Here is a 20,739-nt window from a genome sequence, read left to right on the forward strand (position 1 = left end):
GATCTCCTCAGTCGGTGCAGCGCACAAACAAGAAGGGCGGACCTTGCGGCCCGCCCTCCTCTTTCTGCTGTGACGCTTCGATGGATCAGAAGCGCTGGGTGTACTTCATGTAGTAGAAACGACCGATGTCGAAGCCACCGTAGTACGAGAAGCTCGAGTTCGGCTGGCTGTACATGACCGGGCCCTCGTGGTTGAACACGTTGTTGGCGCCCAGCGAGACCGTGGCTTCCCACGGCAGGTTGTAACGCACCTGCACGTCGTGGAAGGTGTTCGAACCCACCTTGCGGGTCGGCTGCGCCAGGGTGTAGGCCGAGCTGAAGTCAGGCAGGTTGCACTCGGTATCGTAGGAGCACGGCTCCTTCATGCTCGAGTAGTAACGCACGCCCCAGTTCACGCCCAGGTTGCCGTAGGTCCAGTCGACGTTGAGGTTCGAGCGGACGCGGAAGTTCGCGCCCCAGTCTCCGGTCGCCCAGCTGGTGTGCTGCTCGACCGGGGTCTCGGCTTCGTTGTCGCGCTTGTACTCCAGGTAATCGACGTAGGTGGTCTTCCAGTCGATGACGAACTTGCCGAAGGAGAACTCCGGCAGGCGGTACTTGATGCCCAGATCGTAACCCGCGGTTTCCTGGTAACCACCGTTGATCAGGGTACGGGTAACGTCGACCACCTGGTTGGCGGTACGGCCTTCGGTGCCGCGGTCGAAACGCTCACACGCCGACGCCACGCCCAGCACATAGCACTGGTTGAGGATCGAGGTTACCGACTCGGCGGCGATCACGTTGTCGATGCGGATCTTCCACCAGTCGAGGCTGACGTCCAGGCCCTGCACGAAGTTCGGGCTGTACACCAGGCCGGCGGTCCAGGTCTTGGAGGTTTCCGGCTTCAGTTCCGGGTTGGAACCCGACTCGAAGGCGCTGTAGGACTGGGTGCCCGGGCCGGTCGACTGTGCACCGCCGGAAGTGATCTGGCGGAAGTTGGCCGGAACGCCACGCGCCTGGCAGGCTGCCGCCACCGAGGGGTTGCGTGCGGCCGAGCCGAAGCTGCTGTCACACGGATCGGTGTAGGCGTCAAAGGTCTGCGAGGTACCGCCGTACATGTCGGCGATGCTCGGGGCGCGGAAGCCGGTCGAGTAGGTTGCACGCACCAACAGGTCGTCGATCGGCTTCCACTTCAGGCCGAACTTGCTGTTGATGGTATCGCCGAAGGTGTTGTAGTCCGAGTAGCGGCCGGCCATGTCGAGCGACAGCTCCTTGGCGAACGGCATGTCGGCCAGCACCGGCACGTTCAGTTCGACGTAGAACTCGTCGAGCTTGTAGCTGCCCTTGGTCGGCTTGCCGGCCAGGTCGGTACTCAGGCCAGACTGCAGCAGCGCATCCGGGTTGTACTCGCCGCTTTCTTCGCGGTGCTCGTAGCCCGCCGCGATGGCCAGCTCACCGGCCGGCAGCGAGAACAGCGAACCTCCGATGTTGGCGCTGTACGCCTTGGTGGTGTTGGTATAGGTATCGTGGCTCGGCAGGTACAGGTAAGCCTGCAGGGCCGGATCGGCCAGCGAGCCGTTGCCGGTCGAGCCGTACGGTGCCAGCGGGTTCCACGGGGTGCAGCCAGCGATGACATGGCCCGGGGTGCCGCAACGGGCAACGTCGCCGTCCATGAAGGACGGACCGACCGCATTCTGCACGTTCGGGATGAACAGGTTGCCGGTGCCGGTCTTCACACCCTTGTTCTGGTTGTAGACGTAGCCCACGTCCCAATCCCAGAACTTGTCGCCGAACTCGAACGAACCTTCCAGGCCGGCCGAGAAGCGGAAGGTCTCCTGCTCGGACTCGGTCTGGCGCGGCACTTCGGATGTGCGACGGATGAAATTCGCATCCGTGCCCAGCGGGTTGTAGATGCTGTTGGCCGACAGCGGGGTCTCATAGACCTCGGACTGGTACGGGTAGCCGGCAATCTGCTGGGTGGCCGTACGCTTGGTGTACAGCACGTTCGCGGTGCCGCGGATGTTGTCGGTGAAGTCGTAGTTGCCGTTGGCGAACACCGAACGACGGGTCAGCTTGTTCTGCAGCCACATTTCCTGGCTGGCATTGGTGTAGTCCGCCGTGCCGAACTCGCGGAAATCGGCCATGGTGTTGCCCGAGCCATTGTTGGCGCGGGTGTACCAGTTGTCATTGCTGTCGATCAGCACGCCGTGGTTGGATGCCGGCGACCAGCCGTTGGCGTCTGCGTCGGTCGGGTTCGGGTGGAACTGGCCGTTCGGGTAGCGGCTGAAGGCACGATCCTTCGCCCAGACCGGATCTTCCTTGCTGTACTCGGCGCCGAAGGTGATCGAACCACGCTCACCGGTCTGGCCGTAGACGAAGTTGTAGACCTGCTTTTCGCCGTCGCCCTTGCTGTACTGGCCGCCGTAGACGCTGGCTTCCAGACCGTCGAAGTTCTTGCGGGTGATGATGTTGATCACGCCGGCGATGGCGTCGGAGCCGTAGATGGCCGATGCGCCGTCGGTGAGCACTTCAATGCGCTCGACCACCGAGGTCGGGATCGAGGCCAGGTCGGTGTAGCCACCGGTGCTGACGCCCATGCGCTTGCCGTCCAGCAGCACCAGGGTGCGCTCCGGACCCAGGCCGCGCAGATCAACGTACTGGCCGCCGACTTCTTCGCCCGAGCTCAGGGCATCGGCGCGGCTGATCGCCGGCGAACCGGTTGCCGACAGGTTCTGCACGATGTCGCCGACGCTGGTGAAGCCCTGCTTTTCAATGTCGGCGCGCTGCAGCGCGATCACCGGCTGCGCGGTTTCCATGCTCGCCTGGCGGATGCGCGAACCGGTAACCGAAATGCGGTCCAGGTCGGTCGTGCCGCCGGCAGCTGCGTCCTGCGCCGAAGCGAAGGACGGTGCCAAGGCAAGCGCAATGCCGGCCGGCAACAAGCCGAGCCGCACTGCAGGAATACGAACGTTCATCAATCTCTCCAAGGTACGTGTTAGTAGCGTGTTAAAACGCCCCAGCACGTTACGATTGCGTTGCGACGCTGCATTTGCGCGACCCAACCGGAGAGTTTGCAGAATGTGGCGGCAGCAGCCCGCCGTTCTCACGGAAGCGCGAAGCCGACTGCCCGTAACGGGCGCGGAAGGCCCTGGCGAAGCTGCAGCAGTTGTCGAAACCGCTGGCGGCAGCAACTTCGCCCACCATCATGTCGGTATCGCGCAACAGATCGGCCGCCCGTTCCAGGCGCAACCGTGCCGAAAGCGACTGCGGACTTTCCTCGTAGAGGCTCTGGAAGGTCTTGGAGAGATACCAGCTGGAGAAGTTGGTCAGTTCAGCCAGTTCACCGATGCGCACCACGCGGTGGCTGTTGCCTTCCAGGTACAGGCGGGCGCGCTGCATGCGGCCAAACACCTGGCGCTTGCGGCTGCGCGAGCGACCCGGGCAACGCTGCACGTTGTCGGCCAGCCCGCGCTGCAGGCCCGCCAGATGCAGCAGCAGCGGGCGCAATGCCTCCGCCGGCTGGCCACTGGCCAGCGCATCGCGCCACAGGCGCAGCGCAACACGTGCATCGCCGCGGTTCATGCGACCACGCCCGGCATACAGGCCACAGTCGGCCATCTCGGCCAGCACGCGCAGCGCTTCGACGGTGAGGTTCAGGCCCAGGCACAAACCGTTGCGACCGGCCTGCACCAGCGGCCGCGATTCCTTCTCGAAGGCGATCCACTCGCCCTGGCGCAAACGGAAGCGTCCTTCCTTGGCTTCCACCCAGGAACTGCCGCGCACCTGCATCCACACAGTGAAGCTGCTGCCTGCGGTCTGCAGACTGCCCAGCCGGGCAACGCCCAGGCAGGTCGGCGCGACGTCGTCCAGGGCCTTGTCGAGGGAGATGGTTTGGCCGCGATCGGCCAGCGAGAGTTGACGCATGGGGGCACCACGGATTTGCCTAGTACAGGCCTCCGTTTTGCCCAATCTGGTGGGACCTCGTCAGGAAAGACTGCCGAGATCGCCACGAATTCGTGGCGAGAACCACACGAAAAAATTACGAAGAGAAATTCTTCTTCAAAATCAACATCCTGGAGAAGGCAGGGAACAGCGCCGGGGCTTGCTCGGGCAGCCGCATGATGCCGATGTCAGCGCCGTCACTGACCGCCAGCGCCACGTAGAGATCGCGCCCGTTGGCGCTGGCACTGAGTCCATTGCCCGCGCTGAGCCGCTGCGGATCAAGGCAGCGTTCCGGCACTTCGGTACCGTCCTGGATCAGGACCAGGGTCGTGCCACACTGCGTGGACGTGCCGAGGTAACCGATGCCACCGTTCCCCACGACGGTCCAGGTGCGATAGCGCCACCGACTCGGCAGGTCTTCAGTGATCTGCCGCACACTGGCCGGTGACAGTGCCGGATCGACCGACCACAGCCCACCAGCGGCGAGGCGCGTGAACAGCACCCGTCCGCTGGCGCGATCAAAACGTGCCTGCGACACCCCATCAATGCTGGCCAGCCGGCGCCAGGGGTGAGAGCTGCGGTCGAACAGGCTCAAGCGCGTGCGCTGGTCGGCATCCCGCTCCACCACCAGCAGCTGGTCATCGCCGGCCCCGTAAAGCGCCTGCAGCGGTTGTTCGGCGGGCACCGGCAGTGGCTGCAGCCGCTCATCACGCGGCGAGATTTCGTAGACCACGGTACGTCCATGGTCATCGCGGCCAACCACCAGCAGGTGCCGGCTGTCGGCGGCCCAGTCCGGTGCCTGCCGGGCCTCCGGCCGCAGGCCTTCGATCAGCCGCAGCGAGTCCGGCCGCTGCATGTCAGCCCACCACAAGGCGAAACTGCCGGAGCGATCGGAGGTGAAGGCCAGCTGGCGGCCATCGGGCGCGGCCATCGGCTGACCATCACGGCCACTGGACGCGAACAGTCGTTCCGCACGTCCTCCCTCGATCGGAACCTTGAACACGCCGAACTGCGCCCGCCGGTGGACAAACGCAAGCACGTTGCCATGGCGGGATACCGCAGGCCACTGCGCATCATCCAGGCCAGCGTCGCGCAGCGTGCGGCGCTCGACGTCGAGGTAGTACAGGCGAACTTCACTGTCCACGCGACGGCCGAACACGATGGTGCGCCCATCCCCCAGCCAGGCCCAGCCTCGCTGCTCGGCCGCTTCATTGGTCAGCTGCTCGGGGGTACCGCCGACGGCGGGCATCCGCCACAGATCACCCATCTGCGGATTGCGCACGAACACCAGCCACTTACCGTCTGGCGAGTAGCGCGGCGCATAGTCGAAATCATCGGCATCGACGCGGTAATCCAGCTCACGCCATTGGCCACTGGCCAGATCCAGCACGCGGATGCCGCGATGCGCATAGCGTCCGACCATGCTGCCGAACACCAGCCCCCGGCCATCCGGGGTCCAGTCAAAACTGAGCAGCTCGGTTCCGTCGCAGCGGGTTGCCTGGCGCACGGCACCACCTGTGGCACTGGCGATCAGCACCTGGCAGCCGCCTCCGGCGCTGAATCGTGCAAACGCGATCTCGCGCCCATCCGGCGACCAGCTCGGGAAACGGTCGTTGGCACCGGCCGGAGGCGTCAGCAACTGGCGCGCGGGCGCATTGCCCGAGGTCTGCACCTTGATCGCACCGCCGTCCCCCCCGTCGTCGTTGGCCCCTTCGTAGGCCACCTGGGAACCGTCGGGCGAAAGTGTTGGATACGTCTCAAAACCACTGGTCGCGGTGATCAGCCGGTAAGGCCGCTGCGGGCTGCCGATCACGCGAACGCCGTTCTCCACGGCCGCATCAACCGGTGAACTGGCTTCCGGCGGCTGCCGCAACAGCAGCATCGTCAGCACGATCACCGTGCCAAGCATCAATATGCCGATTGCCAACAGTACCTGGCGCCGGACCCGTCGCCACGCCCGGCGAAGCCCCGGCACCGGCACCGTACCGACCGCGGCCCTGCCACCGGCGTCCGCGGGCGGCAACGGAAGATCGGCCAGCTCGCCGCTGTCCACGGCAGCCTCAGGCGCCTCCAGCACCTGCACCGGCACCAGCAACCGATAACCGCTCTTGGCGATGGTCTCGATATAGGTCTGGCCGTTGTCGTCGTCGTTGGCGAATGCCTTGCGCAGCTGCGTGACGGCCTGGGTCAGCACGTCATTGGTGGGCAGCGTGTCGGGCCACACTTCGGCAAACAGCTCCTCGCGGGTGACCACGCGGCCGGGCTGCCGCAGCAGAACGCGCAGCACACCCAGCGCTTTCGGCGTCAGCCGGCGCGGACGACGCGCACCTTCAACTTCGACCTCTCGCGAGGACAAAGTGACGACGCATTCGCCAACCTGGATACGGTCAGCCTCGGGCGGCTGGATTTCGCTGCTGTTCATTTTCCGGGATACAGTAGGGACGGGCCTGGGCAGGTTTCACCAGCAATACCGCCCCCAACCGGGGACAACAAAAAGCCAGATTCCGCACACAGCATCGGCGCATACCGCAAAAACAATGAAGCGGGCGAATACTAGCCTATGCGGGTTACCTCGCCTATCGCGTGGTCGACATCCAGGCTCTCTCTCGCCGACGCATTCACATAATTTGCTGCACCATTCGCGCCCTGCGGGGCGCGGAATTTTTATCTGGCGTTCATTTTCACACGCGCCGCAGCATGGTCAATCCGACCAGTCGCGAAACCACCAAAGCCACGTACATCACGCCTGAAAACTGCTCCAGCATGACCAGGGCACGCGCCTGCGGATGCAGGGGTACTACGTCGCTCAAGCCAACACCCGAGAGCAAACTGAAGCTCAGATAAAGCAGTTCCATCCAGGTGCGCTGTGCACCGCCGCCGGAGCCCTGGAAACTGCCCGGATACCATTGTTGGCACACGGCAAAAGCAAATGCGAAGGCCCAGGCCAGCAGCGTGAATGTGGCGCCTGCGGCGAACAGTTCATCGCGGGTGACTTTATGGTCCTGGAGCATGTAGGCAATGAGCGCACCGGCCGTATAGAAGTACAGCAGGCTCTCCAGCAGTTGCGCGGTGGTCAGCAGCGCAGTGCGGTCCAGCAGTGCACCGGCCAGCGAGAACACCACCGAGGGAATGGCCAGCAGCAGTGCCAGCCAGGTGCCCAGCGGGCTGCGTTGCACCACCCACAACGCCAGGCCCAGTACCGCCATGCCGAACATGCCCAGCGCCGCGCGGCCCGCAGCGGTGTCATCCAGCGCGGGGTACAGCAGCACCGCGATCAGCTGGGCGCCCAACAGCCAGGCCGAAGGATGACGGCGGGCAATGGCCAGCCAACGGGTGGTGATGGCAACAGGCATGGCGTCCTTTCCCCAGGGAGATGGGCGGAGGATAGCCGGGAGCGGCGTGATGAGCGGTAGTGCCGGCCGCTGGCCGGCACCCCCGCTTCCGCGTCACCCCTGGCGATAGACCTCGGCACCGGCCGCGCGGAACTCCGCCGACTTCTCCTTCATGCCGGCTTCGGCGTAGTCACGCACATCCTGGGTGATCTTCATCGAACAGAAGTGCGGGCCGCACATCGAGCAGAAGTGGGCCAGCTTGTGCGCATCCTTCGGCAGCGTCTCGTCATGGAATTCCTTGGCCTTCTCCGGATCCAGGCCAAGATGGAACTGGTCTTCCCAGCGGAACTCGAAGCGCGCCTTGCTCAGCGCGTTGTCGCGCACCTGCGCGCCCGGATGGCCCTTGGCCAGGTCGGCCGCATGCGCGGCAATGCGATAGGCCATGATGCCGTCGCGCACGTCCTGGCGATTGGGCAGGCCGAGGTGCTCCTTCGGCGTCACGTAGCAGAGCATCGCCGTGCCGAACCAGCCGATCATCGCCGCACCGATCGCGCTGGTGATGTGGTCGTAGCCCGGCGCGATGTCAGTGGTCAGCGGGCCCAGCGTATAGAACGGTGCTTCGCCACACTCGCGCAGCTGCTTGTCCATGTTTTCCTTGATCAGCTGCATCGGCACGTGGCCGGGGCCTTCGATCATGGTCTGCACATCGTGTTTCCAAGCGATCTTCGTCAGCTCGCCCAGTGTTTCCAGCTCACCGAACTGCGCGGCGTCGTTGGCATCGGCGATGCAGCCCGGGCGCAGGCCGTCACCCAGCGAGAAGGTCACGTCGTACGCCTTCATGATCTCGCAGATGTCTTCGAAGTGCGTGTAGAGAAAATTCTCCTTGTGGTGCGCCAGGCACCACTTGGCCATGATCGAGCCACCACGGCTGACAATGCCGGTCACGCGCTTGGCGGTGAGTGGCACGTAGCGCAGCAGCACGCCAGCGTGGATGGTGAAGTAGTCCACGCCCTGCTCGGCCTGCTCGATCAGCGTGTCACGGAAGATTTCCCAGGTAAGTGCTTCGGCACGGCCGTCGACCTTCTCCAGTGCCTGGTAGATCGGCACGGTACCGATCGCCACCGGCGAGTTGCGGATGATCCACTCGCGGGTCTCATGGATGTGCTTGCCGGTGGACAGGTCCATCACCGTATCACCGCCCCAGCGGATCGCCCACACCAGTTTCTCCACTTCCTCGGCAATGCCCGAGGACACTGCGCTGTTGCCGATGTTGGCGTTGATCTTGGTCAGGAAGTTGCGGCCGATGATCATCGGCTCGCTTTCCGGGTGGTTGATGTTGTTGGGCAGCACCGCGCGGCCGCGTGCGATCTCGTCGCGCACGAATTCGGGTGTGATCACCTTCTGGATTGAAGCACCGAACGACTCGCCCGGGTGCTGCTGCAGCAGGCCGGCATCGCGGACCGCGTCGAGCCGCTGGTTCTCGCGGATGGCGACGAACTCCATTTCCGGCGTGATGATGCCGCGCCGCGCATAGTGCATCTGGGTGACGTTCGCGCCGGCTCGCGCACGGCGTGGCAGGCTGCGCGCAGGAAATCGCACCGCATCGAGCTTCGGGTCATGCTCGCGGTCGCGGCCGAACGAAGAACTCAGTCCTTCGAGCTGTTCGGTATCGCCGCGTTCCTCCACCCAGCCGCGGCGCAGCGCCGGCAGGCCTGCGGACAGATCGATGCGTACGCCAGTATCAGTGTAGGGGCCGGACGTGTCGTAGACCGTGACCGGCGCATTCTCTTCGCCGCCGAACAGGGTCGGCGTGCGGGCCAGCGCGATCTCGCGCATCGGCACCAGCAGATCCGGGCGCGAGCCGGCCACGTGTATCTTGCGCGATCCGGGAATGGGCCGGGTCACGGATTCGGAGAGTTGCTGGGCCTGTTGCTGCAGGGCGGAGAGCTGTGCGTTCATCGGGCATCGTCCAGGAAGGTCAGGGACGAAGCGGCGGCGCACTGCTGCCGCTCCCGGACGGTCCTTGGGCGGAATCCGGGCACGGCTGCACTGCAAAGCTTCCCTACGCCGGTATGAGCCGGATCAGGTTCCAAGGGACTGTCTCAACCGTGGCCACATGGCCCGGTACCCCCGCTTCTTGGTGTGCATTAGAGCATAGAACGTGCTGTAGCCCATGGCTGTTCCATCCACGCACGGCGTGGATCCGCTGTTTCTGTATTAACAGAACCGTGACATCGCATTCAGTAACGTGCACGCGCATCGTGCCGCTGCGGCCGGTGTTTCCTCGCCGCCTTCGCGGCCCCTGCCCGGTCTGTGCTGCATGTCGCCGGCCCCTCGCAGCAAGCTCTGCTCGCTCCCCTCAATCCCTTGATCGGAGAAGCCCCTTCATGGTGTTTCGCGTTTCCATTGCACTGGTTCTGCTGCTGGTGCTGCTCGCCGGTGTTGCACCCGGTCCCTTCAACACCGTGGTCCAGTCGATGCTGGCCGAGGTCATCCGCAGTGTCGGCTGGCTGTACCTGCTGGTCGTGTTCCTGGCGCTGGTGTTCCTGATGTACCTGGCCTTCGGCCGCTTCGGCAACCTGCGCATCGGTGGCGAAGATGCCGAGCCCGAGTTCTCGCGTGCCAGCTGGATGTCGATGCTGTTCGCTGCCGGCATGGGCATCGGCCTGGTGTTCTGGGGCGCCGCCGAGCCCATTTCGCACTTCAGCAAGCCACCGGAGGGGCTGGCGCCCGAAAGCATGGACGCCGCGCGCGCCGCCATGCGCTATGCGTTCTTCCATTGGGGCCTGCACCCGTGGGCGATCTACGCGCTGATCGGCCTGGCCATGGCCTGGTTCCAGTTCAACCGCAACGGCCGTGGCCAGATCAGCGATATGTTGCAACCGATCATCGGCCGTCACCATCGTGGCTGGATCGGGCATATGGTCAACATCTCCGCGGTCGTCGCCACCGCGGTTGGCGTGGCTACAGCACTGGGCTTCGGCACGGTACAGATCGCGGCCGGCGTGGAACGCGTGTTCGGCGTGCAGGCGGGCGTGCCGCTGCAGCTGACCATCATCGCAGTGGCTTTCGTACTGTACATGGCGTCCACGCTCAGCGGTGTCGGCCGCGGCATGAAATGGCTGTCCAACTTCAACCTTGCATTGGCTGCACTGCTGCTCGCGCTGGTGCTGGTACTCGGCCCGACTGGCGCGATCTTCAACACCTTCACGACGACGTTGGGCTCCTATCTCAATCAGCTGGTGACGATGAGCCTGCGTATGTCACCGTTCTCGTCCAGCACCTGGGTCGCGGACTGGACGATCTTCTACTGGGCCTGGTGGATCTCCTGGGCACCGTTCGTGGGTTCGTTCATCGCGCGCATCTCGCGCGGGCGCAGCGTGCGCGAGTTCGTGATCGGCGTGGTGCTGGCACCGACGCTGCTGGGCTTCTTCTGGTTCTCGGTGTTCGGTGGCACCGCGATCTGGATGCAGATCTTCGGCCAGGCCGACCTGCTGCAGGCACTGGGCAACGGCTATGAAACGGTGCTGTTCACCATGTTCGACAGCATGCCGCTGCCGTTGCTGCTGTCGTGCATTGCGCTGGTGCTACTGATGATCTTCTTCGTGACCTCGGCTGATTCTGCGGTACTTGTGCTGGCCAGCATGTCCACGGACGACGCGGGCGAGCCATTGCGCAAGCACAAAGTGGCGTGGGGTGTCGGCATTGCGCTCGTGGCGGGTTCCTTGCTGTTGGCAGGGGGACTGGAGGCGCTGCAGGGCATGATCACCATCGCTGCGCTGCCGTTCGCGCTGCTGATGCTTCTTGTGATGGTGTCCCTGTACCGGGTGCTGGACCAGGAATACACCCGGGGGCGGCGGCAGGCGCAGCGCCAGCGGCACATGATCGATGCGTGGATTGCACGCGAGATGGCGGCGCAGGAGGAAACCCAGGCGGAGGCAGCGCGCGCGCACGATCAGGATTGAGGGGGTTTTGCAGCCTGCGGCTGCACCGCTTTTTTCAAGCAACGGCAACAACAACTTCAAAAGCGGCTCTGGATTTCTGCTGGTTTGGCGGGGAGGGGGCCGATGGCGGGACACGCCGCAAGTACGTCCCTGTAGGCTCGGCCACGGCATCCATGCCGTGGACGGTCCCGCCATCGGCCCCCTCCCCGCCTCCGACAATTTCCCGGTGACGGCAGTAGATCCACGCCATGCGTGGATCAGGTGTATCGGAAAACAAGAAGGGGTCGGATCCGTTTTCCTTCGGAAAACGGGTCCGACCTCAACCCACAGCGCGCGGCTGTTGCCTTTGCTCTTGCTCTTGCTCTTCTTTTTTCTTTTCCTGCGGTGATGGCCACGGACACTGTCAGGGGTCGGGCGGGGGGGTTGGGCGGGGGTGTCAGCCGCATGGATGCGGCTGCCAAGCCTCCAGGGACGGATTCACGGCGTCCCCCGAACAGCCCACCCGCCCGGCCCAATCACATGATCCCGCTTCCACGAACCACCACCGCAGAGGGGGCTCAGCCCGGTGGCCGGAAAACCTCAATACCCCGCCGCCTGCCCATCCTTGCGGCTCTCCGAAGCACCGTAGTAAACCCCGGTCTCGGGATCACGCATGATCGCCTGGTACCCGCCATACGGGCCATCGGCGAACACGATGCGATGCCCTTTGCGCATCAGCGCGCGCACCGTTTCATAAGGGAAGCCGGTTTCCAGATTCACTTCACCGCCATCGGTCATCGCCGTAGCCTGACCCGTCGGTTCAGTCGAGCCTTCGTGCTGGATGCGCGGCGCATCACCGGCTTCCTGCAGGTTCATGCCGAAGTCCACCAGGTTCATCACGATCTGCGCGTGGCCCTGCGGCTGCATCGCGCCGCCCATCACGCCGAAGCTGGCATACGGCTTGCCACCCTTGGTAATGAACGCCGGAATGATGGTCTGGAAGGGGCGCTTGCCCGGTGCGTAGCCGTTGGGATGGTTCTTCTGCAGCACGAACATCTCGCCACGATCCTGCAGGATGAAGCCCAGCCCCGGCGGCGCCATGCCGCTGCCCATGCCGCGGTAGTTGGACTGGATCAGCGAGACCATCATGCCGTCGGCGTCGGCCACGGTCATGTAGATCGTGTCGCCCTCCTCCAGCTGCTTCGGCGTGCCCGGCTGCACTTCCTTCAACGCCTTTTCCATCGAGATCAGCGCGCGGCGCTGCGCGGCGTATTCCTTGGAAATCAGCTTCTGCACCGGTGCCGGCTGGAACGCCATGTCGGCGTAGAAGCGTGCACGGTCGGCGAAGGCCAGCTTCTTCGCTTCAACGAACAGGTGCACATGCTCCGGTGAACCAAACGGGATCTTCGAGAAATCGTAGCCTTCCAGCACGTTGAGGATCTGCAGCGCGGCAATGCCCTGGCTGTTCGGCGGCAGTTCCCACACGTCGTAGCCACGGTAGTTGCTGCTGACCGGTTCGACCCATTCGCCATGATGGTCAGCCATGTCCTGATAGCTCAGGTAGCCACCGTTGGCCTTGAAATAGTCGCCGATGGTGCGGGCGATGTCACCCTTGTAGAAGGCGTCGCGTCCGCCATCGGCGATCTTCTGCAGCGTGCTGGCCAGATTCGGGTTCTTCCACATCTCGCCCTTGCGCGGGGCGTGGCCGTTGATCGTGAACTGCTCCTTGAAGCCCGGGTACTGCGACAGCTTGGGTACCGAGCGGTTCCAGTAGTAGGCGATCACTTCGGCCACCGGGTGGCCCTCGCGGGCGTAGCGGATGGCCGGCGCCAGGTTGTCGGCCATCCGGTTGCGACCGAAGCGGTCGTGCAGTGCGAACCAGCCGTCGACCGCGCCAGGTACCGAGACCGGCAGCGGGCCGGTGGCCGGGATGTCCTTCAGGCCACGGCGCTGGAACTCGGCCAGGGTGAGCGATTTCGGCGAGCGCCCCGAGCCGTTGTAGCCATAGAGCTTCTGCGTCTTCGGGTCCCAGACGATGGCGAACAGGTCGCCGCCGATGCCGTTGCCGGTGGGCTCCATCAGGCCCAGCGCTGCGTTGGCCGCGATGGCGGCATCCACCGCCGAGCCACCGCCCTTCATCACGTCCAGCGCGATCTGGGTGGCCAGCGGCTGCGAGGTGGCGGCCATCGCATGGGGGGCGATCACCTCCGAACGGGTGGCGAAGGTGTGGCCGGTAATGCGGTCGGCGGCAAAGGACAGCGCGGGCACGGCAGCCAGCACGGCGGCGGCGATCAGGGAACGGGCAAGGCGTCGGGACACGGTCGGGTTCCGATGGACGGGTGGTTCCCCGATCTTCGCCGCTGCGGCCTTCACGCGGTATCGGACAGACGTCATGGACGTTGATCCTGGGGTGGAAGAATCCGACGGATTCCGCGCAAAAACCGCCCAGAAAGGAGTGAATTCGGGTTCACCGAAACACTTTCAGCAGCAACCATCCTTGTGCCGCAAGCGATTGCGCTGGATTCACTGGAAACCGATAAAAAAACCGTCGCGAGGGTTGACACCGCCAAAACGGCTGTGTTTCTCTCGATCACATGTTGCATCACAACACGCCACTGCGAACCCACATTGAAGCCGCCGACACCGGCGCCGCCTCGCTGCGTTCGATTCTTGTGCTCGTACTTATTACCCAGCCAACAGGTGCGGGACGAGCCAGCGTGTAAGCAACAAACACACCGGAACTCATCAAAACCCGCACCCGCCCCGGTGCGGGTTTTTTCATTTCAGGACCTGGTTTCAGACGCAACCACCATGACCAACGCTCAGTGCAAAGCCCGGCCCCAGACCACCACCACGCCTCGTAGTGGCTGTGCCTGTGCGATGCGCAGCGCCTCCTCCACCGCTTTCCCCTGACCGGCCGGTACGTCACCTCGACGACCGGCCGTTCTTTTTTCTTCCCACCGCAAGGAACCTCCCCCATGAGCACCAACGACCTGCCCCAGACCAAGATCGCCGTCATCGGCTACGGCAGCCAGGGCCGCGCCCACGCACTGAACCTGCGCGAATCCGGCTTCGATGTGGTGGTAGGCCTGCGTCCGGGCGGCCCGACCGAGGTCAAGGCGCAGGCCGATGGCTTCACCGTGAAAGCACCGGCCGATGCGGTGAAGGATGCCGACCTGGTCGCCGTGCTGACGCCGGACATGGTGCAGAAGAAGCTCTACGACGATGTGCTGGCGCCGAACATGAAACAGGGTGCGGTGCTGTTGTTCGCGCACGGCCTGAACGTGCACTTCGACATGATCAAGCCGCGCGAGGACCTGGACGTGGTGCTGGTCGCGCCCAAGGGCCCGGGCGCGCTGGTCCGTCGTGAATATGAAATCGGCCGCGGCGTGCCGTGCATATGGGCGGTCTACCAGGACAAGAGCGGCAAGGCCGCCGAGTACGCACTCGCCTATGCAGCCGGCCTGGGTGGCGCCCGCGCCAACCTGATCCAGACCACCTTCAAGGAAGAGACCGAAACTGATCTGTTCGGCGAGCAGGCGGTGCTGTGCGGTGGCGCTTCGGCGCTGGTGCAGGCGGGCTTCGAGACCCTGGTGGAAGCCGGTTACCAGCCGGAAATCGCCTATTACGAAGTGCTGCACGAACTGAAGCTGATCGTGGACCTGTTCTACGAAGGTGGCATCTCGCGCATGCTGGAGTTCATCTCCGAGACCGCGCAGTACGGCGACTACGTCAGCGGCCCGCGTGTGATCGATGCCGGCACCAAGGAACGCATGAAGGAAGTACTGAAGGACATCCAGGACGGCACCTTCACCAAGAACTGGGTGGCCGAGTACGAAGCGGGCCTGCCGAACTACAACAGGTTCAAGCAGGCCGACCTGGAGCACCCGATCGAGAAGGTGGGCAAGGAACTGCGCGCCAAGATGGTCTGGTTGCAAGGACAGGCCGCGTAAACGCGCGGCCCTCCCCCACCCGCTTTGCAAGGTTCCCCCATGAACTCTTCGACACATCGCAGCGCGCCGCCCAACGGCGCGCGCTGGCTGACCCAGGCGCTGGAGGCCGAAGGCGTCCGCACGCTGTTCGGCTATCCAGGTGGCACCATCATGCCGTTCTACGACGCGCTGGTGGATTCGTCGCTGAAGCACATCCTGGTACGCCATGAGCAGGGCGCGGCGCTGGCCGCCAACGGCTTCGCCCGCGCCAGCAACCAGGTCGGCGTCTGCGTGGCCACATCCGGCCCGGGCGCCTCGAACCTGGTCACCGGCATTGCCGATGCGATGCTCGATTCGGTGCCGATGGTCTGCATCACCGGCCAGGTCGGCACGCCGCTGCTGGGCACCGACGCCTTCCAGGAACTGGATGTGTTCGGCCTGACGATGCCGATCGTCAAGCACAGCTGGCTGGTGCGCAGCGTCGATGATCTGCCGCGCGTGGTGGCCGATGCCTTCCGCATCGCCCGCGAGGGCCGTCCCGGCCCGGTGCTGATCGACCTGCCCAAGGATGTGCAGCTGGCCGATGCCAGCCATCTGCCGGTGCATGTGCCCAGCAGCGTCGAACCGCCGCCGGCGCCGGCCGAAGCCGCCATCGCCGCGGCGATCGCCGCACTGGCGGCGGCCGAGAAGCCGGTGGTCTACGCCGGTGGCGGCATCGCGCTGGGTGATGCGGTGCAGGACCTGCGCGACTTCGTCGAGGCCAGCGCCATCCCCACGGTGATGACCCTGCGTGGCCTGGGTGCGCTGCCGGCCAGCCATCCGCAGTCGCTGGGCATGCTGGGCATGCATGGCACCCGCGCGGCCAACATGGCCGTGCAGGAAAGCGACCTGCTGCTGGTGCTGGGGGCGCGCTTCGATGACCGCGCCACCGGCAAGCTGGCCGAGTTCGCGCCGTTCGCCCGTGTGGTCCACATCGATGCGGACGCCTACGAGATCTCCAAGCTGCGCAGCGCCGATGTCGCCGTGCCTGGCAACGTCGGTCACGCCATCCGCGCCCTGCGTGCGGCCTTCCCCTCCCCCAAGGCCCACCAGGAGGCGTGGCGCAAGCGCTGTGCGCAGCATCGCGATCGCTTCGCCGCACGCTACGACGCACCGGGCCAGCACATCTACGCACCGGCGTTGCTGAAGCGCCTGAGCGAGCTGGCCCCGGCCGATGCGGTGATCGCCTGCGATGTCGGCCAGCACCAGATGTGGGTGGCCCAGCACTGCCGCTTCAACCACCCGCGCAACCACCTGACCAGCGGCGCGCTGGGCACCATGGGCTTCGGCCTGCCGGCGGCGATGGGTGCGCAGTTTGCCTGCCCCGACCGCACCGTGGTGCTGGTGTCCGGCGATGGCAGCTTCATGATGAACGTGCAGGAGCTGGCGACCATCGCCCGCTGCCACCTGCCGGTGAAGATCGTGCTGCTGGACAACAGTTCGCTGGGCATGGTGCGGCAGTGGCAGGAGCTGTTCTTCGCCGAGCGTTACAGCGAGATCGACCTGTCCGACAACCCGGACTTCGTGGCACTGGCACAGGTGTTCGGCATCGCCGCCACCCGCATCGACAACCGCGACGACGTGGAAGGTGGCCTGGCCGCGCTGCTGGCCGAGCCGGGCCCGGCACTGTTGCACGTGGCCATCGATGCACGCGCCAACGTATGGCCGTTGGTGCCGCCGAACACCGCCAACAGCACGATGCTGGAAAGCAACCCCGCCCATGCCCGCCAGGAGACCCCCAATGCAATACCGGCTTGACCTGGTGCTGCACCCGGCCGAAGGCGCGCTGCTGCGCGTGATCGGCATGGCCGAACGTCGCGGCTTCGCGCCGCGTGCGATCAGCGGCGCGCCGGTAGCTGCCGACGATGGCCGCTGGCACCTGCAGCTGGTCGTGGATGGCCAGCGCCCGGCGGAAACGCTGTGCCGGCAGATCGAGAAGATCTACGACTGCGTGTCCGTACAGGTCACCGCCGTGGAAGGAGTATCGCCATGAACACCCGTACCGTAGCGACCACGGTGCCGGTACGGAGGCGTCTTCTTCGTCGCCCGTGCCCGCATGCGGCGGTCTTCGGCACCGCGCTGGTGGCCCATGCCGGCCGCTGATGCCAGCCAGGAAAGCGATGTCGGCGACGTAAGCGTTGCCGACGTTCTGGCAGCGCAGGCCCGCCTGCGCCGCTTCCTGCCGCCCACCCCGCTGCACCATGCCGAGCGCTTCGGTACCTGGCTGAAGCTGGAGAACCTGCAGCGCACCGGTTCCTACAAGGTGCGCGGCGCATTGAATGCACTGCTGGCCGGCCGCGAACGCGGCGACACCCGCCCGGTGATCTGCGCTTCGGCCGGCAACCACGCCCAGGGCGTTGCGTGGGCGGCCTATCGCCTGGATGTGCCGGCCATCACTGTGATGCCCCATGGTGCACCCGCCACCAAGATTGCCGGCGTCGCCCACTGGGGCGCCACCGTGCGCCAGCACGGCACCACCTATGACGAGGCTTACGCCTTCGCGGTCGAACTGGCGCAGCGCCACGGCTACCGCTTCCTGTCCGCGTTCGATGATGCCGACGTGATCGCCGGCCAGGGCACGGTCGGCATCGAGCTGGCCGCGCATGCACCGGACGTGGTGATCGTGCCGATCGGCGGCGGTGGACTGGCCTCCGGCGTGGCCCTGGCGCTGAAATCACAGGGCGTGCGCGTGGTTGGTGCACAGGTAGAGGGCGTTGACTCGATGGCGCGCGCGATACGCGGCGATGCCCGCGAGATCGCCCCCGTCGCCTCGCTGGCCGACGGCGTGCGGGTGAAGATCCCCGGCTTCCTGACCCGCCGCCTGTGCACCTCGCTGCTGGACGATGTGGTGATCGTGCGCGAAGCCGAACTACGCGAAACCCTGGTCCGGCTGGCACTGGAAGAACACATCATCGCCGAGGGCGCCGGCGCGCTGGCGCTGGCTGCCGGCCGCCGCGTCGCCGGCCGCCGCAAGTGCGCGGTGGTGTCCGGCGGCAACATCGATGCCGGCGTGCTGGCCGGCCTGCTTACCGACATCCGGCCGCGTCCGCCGCGCAAGCCACGGCGACGTCGCAGCGAAACGCCGCGCTCGCCGGGCAAGGCCAGCGCCAACGCTTCGCCCACCTCTTCCCCTACCCCCCTGCAAGCCGTCGCACCCGCTGTCGAGGAGATTTCCCTGTGACCACCATCGAACGAATTACCACCCCGCGCATCCGCATCTTCGACACCACCCTGCGTGACGGCGAGCAGTCCCCCGGCTGCAGCATGAGCCCACCGCAGAAGCTGGTGATGGCGCGTGCGCTGGACGAACTGGGCGTGGACGTCATCGAGACAGGCTTTCCGGCCAGCTCGCAGTCCGACCGCGAGGCGATGGCCCTGATCGGCCGTGAGCTGCGCCGCCCGAGCCTGAGCCTGGCGGTGCTGTCGCGCTGCCTGCAGGCCGATATCGAAACCTCGGCGCGTGCCCTGGAAGCTGCGGCCAACCCGCGCCTGCACGTGTTCCTGTCCACCAGCCCGCTGCACCGCGAGCACAAGCTGCGCATGACCCGCGAGCAGGTGCTGGAATCGGTACGCAAGCATGTATCGCTGGCGCGTTCCTACATCGACGATGTCGAATTCTCGGCCGAGGATGCCACCCGCACCGAGCTGGACTACCTGATCGAAGTCTCGCGCGTGGCCATTGCCGCCGGCGCCACCACCATCAACCTGCCCGACACCGTCGGCTTCACCACGCCGGAAGAAATCCGCGCGATGTTCCAGCAGGTCATCGCCGGCGTCGCCGACGTTCCGAACGCCGCCAATGTGATCTTCAGCGCGCACTGCCACAACGACCTGGGCCTGGCCGTGGCCAACTCGCTGGCCGCCATCGAAGGTGGCGCGCGCCAGGTCGAGTGCACCGTCAACGGCATCGGCGAGCGCGCCGGCAACTGCTCGCTGGAAGAGATCGCGATGGTGCTGAAGGTGCGCCAGGCCTTCTACGAGCAGGACAGTTCGATCAACACCCCGCGCATCGTCGGCACCTCGCAGCTGCTGCAGCGCCTGGTCGGCATGCCGGTACAGCGCAACAAGGCCATCGTCGGTGCCAATGCCTTTGCCCACGAATCGGGCATCCACCAGCACGGCATGCTGCGCCATCGCGGCACCTACGAAATCATGCGTCCGGAAGACGTGGGCTGGGAGGATTCGCAGATGGTGCTGGGCCGCCACAGCGGCCGCGCCGCCGTCGAGGCGCGCCTGCGCGCGCTGGGTTTCTGGCTGGACGAAGACGAACTGAAGCTGGTGTTCGAGCAGTTCAAGGGCCTGTGCGAGCAGCAGCGCGTGGTCACCGATGCCGACCTGCAGACGCTGATGCAGGGCGGCTCCAATGCACAGGGCTACCGCCTGGCCTCGATGACCATCAGCGACGTGGGCAGCCGCGCCAACGCGCTGGTCGAACTGTCCGACCCGGACGGCAACCGCGTGGCCGAAACCGCACAGGGCGACGGCCCGGTCGATGCGCTGTTCGGCGCGCTGTCGGCCGCCACCGGCGTGCAGCTGATGCTGGACAGCTACCACGTGCACAGCGTCGGCATCGGCGCCGATGCGCGTGGCGAAGCCAACCTGAGCGTGCGCCACGAGGGCGTGGAGTACGACGGCACCGGCACCAGCAAGGACATCATCGAAGCCTCCGCGCTGGCCTGGCTGGATGTTGCCAATCGTCTGCTGCGCCAGCGCCAGGCCGCCGCCCACAGCAGCACCGACGTTCCCACCCCCGCCACCGCCTGAGGAACCCGCCATGAGCGCCTTCGACACCCCCACCCCGGCCAGTGCCGCTGGCCAGCAGTGGAATGCCCAGGACTATGCGATCGATGCCGGCTTCGTGCCTCTGCTCGGCGGCGCGGTCTCGCGCCTGCTCGACCCGCGCGCGGGTGAACGCATCCTCGACCTGGGCTGTGGCGATGGTGTGCTCAGCACCGAACTGGCGCTGAGCGGTGCGCGCATCCACGGCGTGGATGCCTCGCCGGAACTGGTGATCGCCGCCCGCGCGCGCGGTGTCGATGCCCAGGTGATGGACGGCCACGCACTGTCGTTCGACAGCGAGTTCGATGCAGTGTTCAGCAACGCGGCACTGCATTGGATGGGCACTCCCGACCGCGTGCTGGAAGGCGTGCGCCGCGCCCTGCGCCCCGGCGGCCGCTTTGTCGCCGAATTCGGTGGCCATGGCAACGTGGCCACGATCATCGCGGCGGTACAGGCCGCGCGCGTGGCCCACGGCCATGGCGCCAGCACCTTCCAGTGGTATTTCCCGACGGCCGATACCTACGCCGACCGCCTGCGCCAGCATGGCTTCCAGGTGCAACTGATCGAGTGCACGCCGCGCCCAACGGCATTGCCGACCGGCGTGGCCGGCTGGCTGCGCGTGTTCGCCGCGCCGCTGCTGGACGACCTGCCAGCCGAGGCACGCGCTACGGTGCGCGAGGCCGCGAGCGCGCTGCTGGCCGAGCTGCCGCGCAACGCCGCCGGCCAGCCGCTGGCGGACTATGTGCGGCTGCGCGTGCTCGCCCGCCGTCGCTGACTTGACCGTTCCGCCGTCTTTACTGATGTTCGCTATTTCGTA

At 65.7% G+C, this 20,739-nt stretch carries 13 protein-coding genes and 1 riboswitch; of the genes, 7 read left to right on the forward strand and 6 right to left on the reverse strand.

Annotation, left to right across the window (positions count from 1 at the left end; genetic code table 11):
• Positions 1–85: 85 nt before the first annotated feature.
• From G370_RS0119175 to thiC, 5 genes are all read right to left on the reverse strand, one after another.
• Positions 86–2,950, reverse strand: a complete 2,865-nt coding sequence (locus G370_RS0119175) for a TonB-dependent receptor (RefSeq protein ID WP_026347270.1) — start codon at positions 2,948–2,950, stop codon at positions 86–88.
• Between the two features lie 49 nt (positions 2,951–2,999).
• Positions 3,000–3,899, reverse strand: a complete 900-nt coding sequence (locus G370_RS0119180) for a helix-turn-helix transcriptional regulator (RefSeq protein ID WP_019662034.1) — start codon at positions 3,897–3,899, stop codon at positions 3,000–3,002.
• A gap of 115 nt (positions 3,900–4,014) precedes the next feature.
• Positions 4,015–6,339, reverse strand: coding sequence for a winged helix-turn-helix domain-containing protein (locus tag G370_RS0119185; RefSeq protein ID WP_019662035.1), 2,325 nt, complete (start codon positions 6,337–6,339; stop codon positions 4,015–4,017).
• A gap of 259 nt (positions 6,340–6,598) precedes the next feature.
• Positions 6,599–7,270 (reverse strand): ion channel, encoded by a 672-nt coding sequence (locus G370_RS0119190; RefSeq protein ID WP_019662036.1) that lies wholly within the window; start codon positions 7,268–7,270, stop codon positions 6,599–6,601.
• A gap of 93 nt (positions 7,271–7,363) precedes the next feature.
• A complete protein-coding gene (gene thiC / locus G370_RS0119195; RefSeq protein WP_019662037.1) occupies positions 7,364–9,208 on the reverse strand; it encodes a phosphomethylpyrimidine synthase ThiC in 1,845 nt (614 codons plus the stop codon).
• An 82-nt stretch (positions 9,209–9,290) separates the two neighbouring features.
• A riboswitch (TPP riboswitch) is annotated at positions 9,291–9,391 on the reverse strand.
• 245 nt (positions 9,392–9,636) lie between these two features.
• Here thiC and G370_RS0119200 point away from each other — a divergent pair.
• Positions 9,637–11,214, forward strand: a complete 1,578-nt coding sequence (locus tag G370_RS0119200) for a BCCT family transporter (RefSeq protein WP_019662038.1) — start codon at positions 9,637–9,639, stop codon at positions 11,212–11,214.
• 558 nt (positions 11,215–11,772) lie between these two features.
• Here G370_RS0119200 and ggt read toward each other — a convergent pair.
• Entirely contained in the window at positions 11,773–13,491 is a 1,719-nt protein-coding gene (ggt, locus tag G370_RS0119205; RefSeq protein WP_026347271.1) for a gamma-glutamyltransferase, read from the reverse strand.
• Positions 13,492–14,150: 659 nt separating this feature from the next.
• Here ggt and ilvC point away from each other — a divergent pair.
• From ilvC to G370_RS0119235, 6 genes are all read left to right on the forward strand, one after another.
• Positions 14,151–15,125 carry a ketol-acid reductoisomerase gene (ilvC, locus tag G370_RS0119210; protein ID WP_019662040.1) on the forward strand — a complete coding sequence of 325 codons (975 nt, stop codon included), beginning with the start codon at positions 14,151–14,153 and terminating at the stop codon, positions 15,123–15,125.
• A gap of 39 nt (positions 15,126–15,164) precedes the next feature.
• Complete coding sequence (gene ilvG, locus G370_RS0119215) at positions 15,165–16,901, forward strand: acetolactate synthase 2 catalytic subunit (RefSeq protein ID WP_019662041.1); 1,737 nt, start codon at positions 15,165–15,167, stop codon at positions 16,899–16,901.
• Positions 16,885–17,136, forward strand: coding sequence for an ACT domain-containing protein (locus G370_RS0119220; protein ID WP_005410947.1), 252 nt, complete (start codon positions 16,885–16,887; stop codon positions 17,134–17,136). Before ilvG ends, G370_RS0119220 begins: the two co-directional genes overlap by 17 nt.
• A 96-nt stretch (positions 17,137–17,232) precedes the next feature.
• On the forward strand, positions 17,233–18,324 hold the full coding sequence (locus G370_RS0119225; RefSeq protein WP_019662042.1) for a threonine dehydratase: 1,092 nt from the start codon (positions 17,233–17,235) through the stop codon (positions 18,322–18,324).
• Positions 18,321–19,907, forward strand: a complete 1,587-nt coding sequence (locus tag G370_RS0119230) for a 2-isopropylmalate synthase (RefSeq protein WP_019662043.1) — start codon at positions 18,321–18,323, stop codon at positions 19,905–19,907. Before G370_RS0119225 ends, G370_RS0119230 begins: the two co-directional genes overlap by 4 nt.
• A 10-nt stretch (positions 19,908–19,917) precedes the next feature.
• Positions 19,918–20,697 (forward strand): class I SAM-dependent methyltransferase, encoded by a 780-nt coding sequence (locus tag G370_RS0119235; protein WP_019662044.1) that lies wholly within the window; start codon positions 19,918–19,920, stop codon positions 20,695–20,697.
• Positions 20,698–20,739 lie beyond the last annotated feature (42 nt).

The organism is Stenotrophomonas hibiscicola ATCC 19867 (assembly GCF_000382065.1).
Taxonomy (GTDB): domain Bacteria; phylum Pseudomonadota; class Gammaproteobacteria; order Xanthomonadales; family Xanthomonadaceae; genus Stenotrophomonas; species Stenotrophomonas hibiscicola.

Coding starts and splice junctions, on each gene's coding strand:
- G370_RS0119175 (WP_026347270.1), bottom strand. CDS start 2,950: ATGAACGTTCGTATTCCTGCAGTGCGGCTCGGCTTGTTGCCGGCCGGC.
- G370_RS0119180 (WP_019662034.1), bottom strand. CDS start 3,899: ATGCGTCAACTCTCGCTGGCCGATCGCGGCCAAACCATCTCCCTCGAC.
- G370_RS0119185 (WP_019662035.1), bottom strand. CDS start 6,339: ATGAACAGCAGCGAAATCCAGCCGCCCGAGGCTGACCGTATCCAGGTT.
- G370_RS0119190 (WP_019662036.1), bottom strand. CDS start 7,270: ATGCCTGTTGCCATCACCACCCGTTGGCTGGCCATTGCCCGCCGTCAT.
- thiC (WP_019662037.1), bottom strand. CDS start 9,208: ATGAACGCACAGCTCTCCGCCCTGCAGCAACAGGCCCAGCAACTCTCC.
- G370_RS0119200 (WP_019662038.1), top strand. CDS start 9,637: ATGGTGTTTCGCGTTTCCATTGCACTGGTTCTGCTGCTGGTGCTGCTC.
- ilvC (WP_019662040.1), top strand. CDS start 14,151: ATGAGCACCAACGACCTGCCCCAGACCAAGATCGCCGTCATCGGCTAC.
- ilvG (WP_019662041.1), top strand. CDS start 15,165: ATGAACTCTTCGACACATCGCAGCGCGCCGCCCAACGGCGCGCGCTGG.
- G370_RS0119220 (WP_005410947.1), top strand. CDS start 16,885: ATGCAATACCGGCTTGACCTGGTGCTGCACCCGGCCGAAGGCGCGCTG.
- G370_RS0119225 (WP_019662042.1), top strand. CDS start 17,233: ATGCCGGCCGCTGATGCCAGCCAGGAAAGCGATGTCGGCGACGTAAGC.
- G370_RS0119235 (WP_019662044.1), top strand. CDS start 19,918: ATGAGCGCCTTCGACACCCCCACCCCGGCCAGTGCCGCTGGCCAGCAG.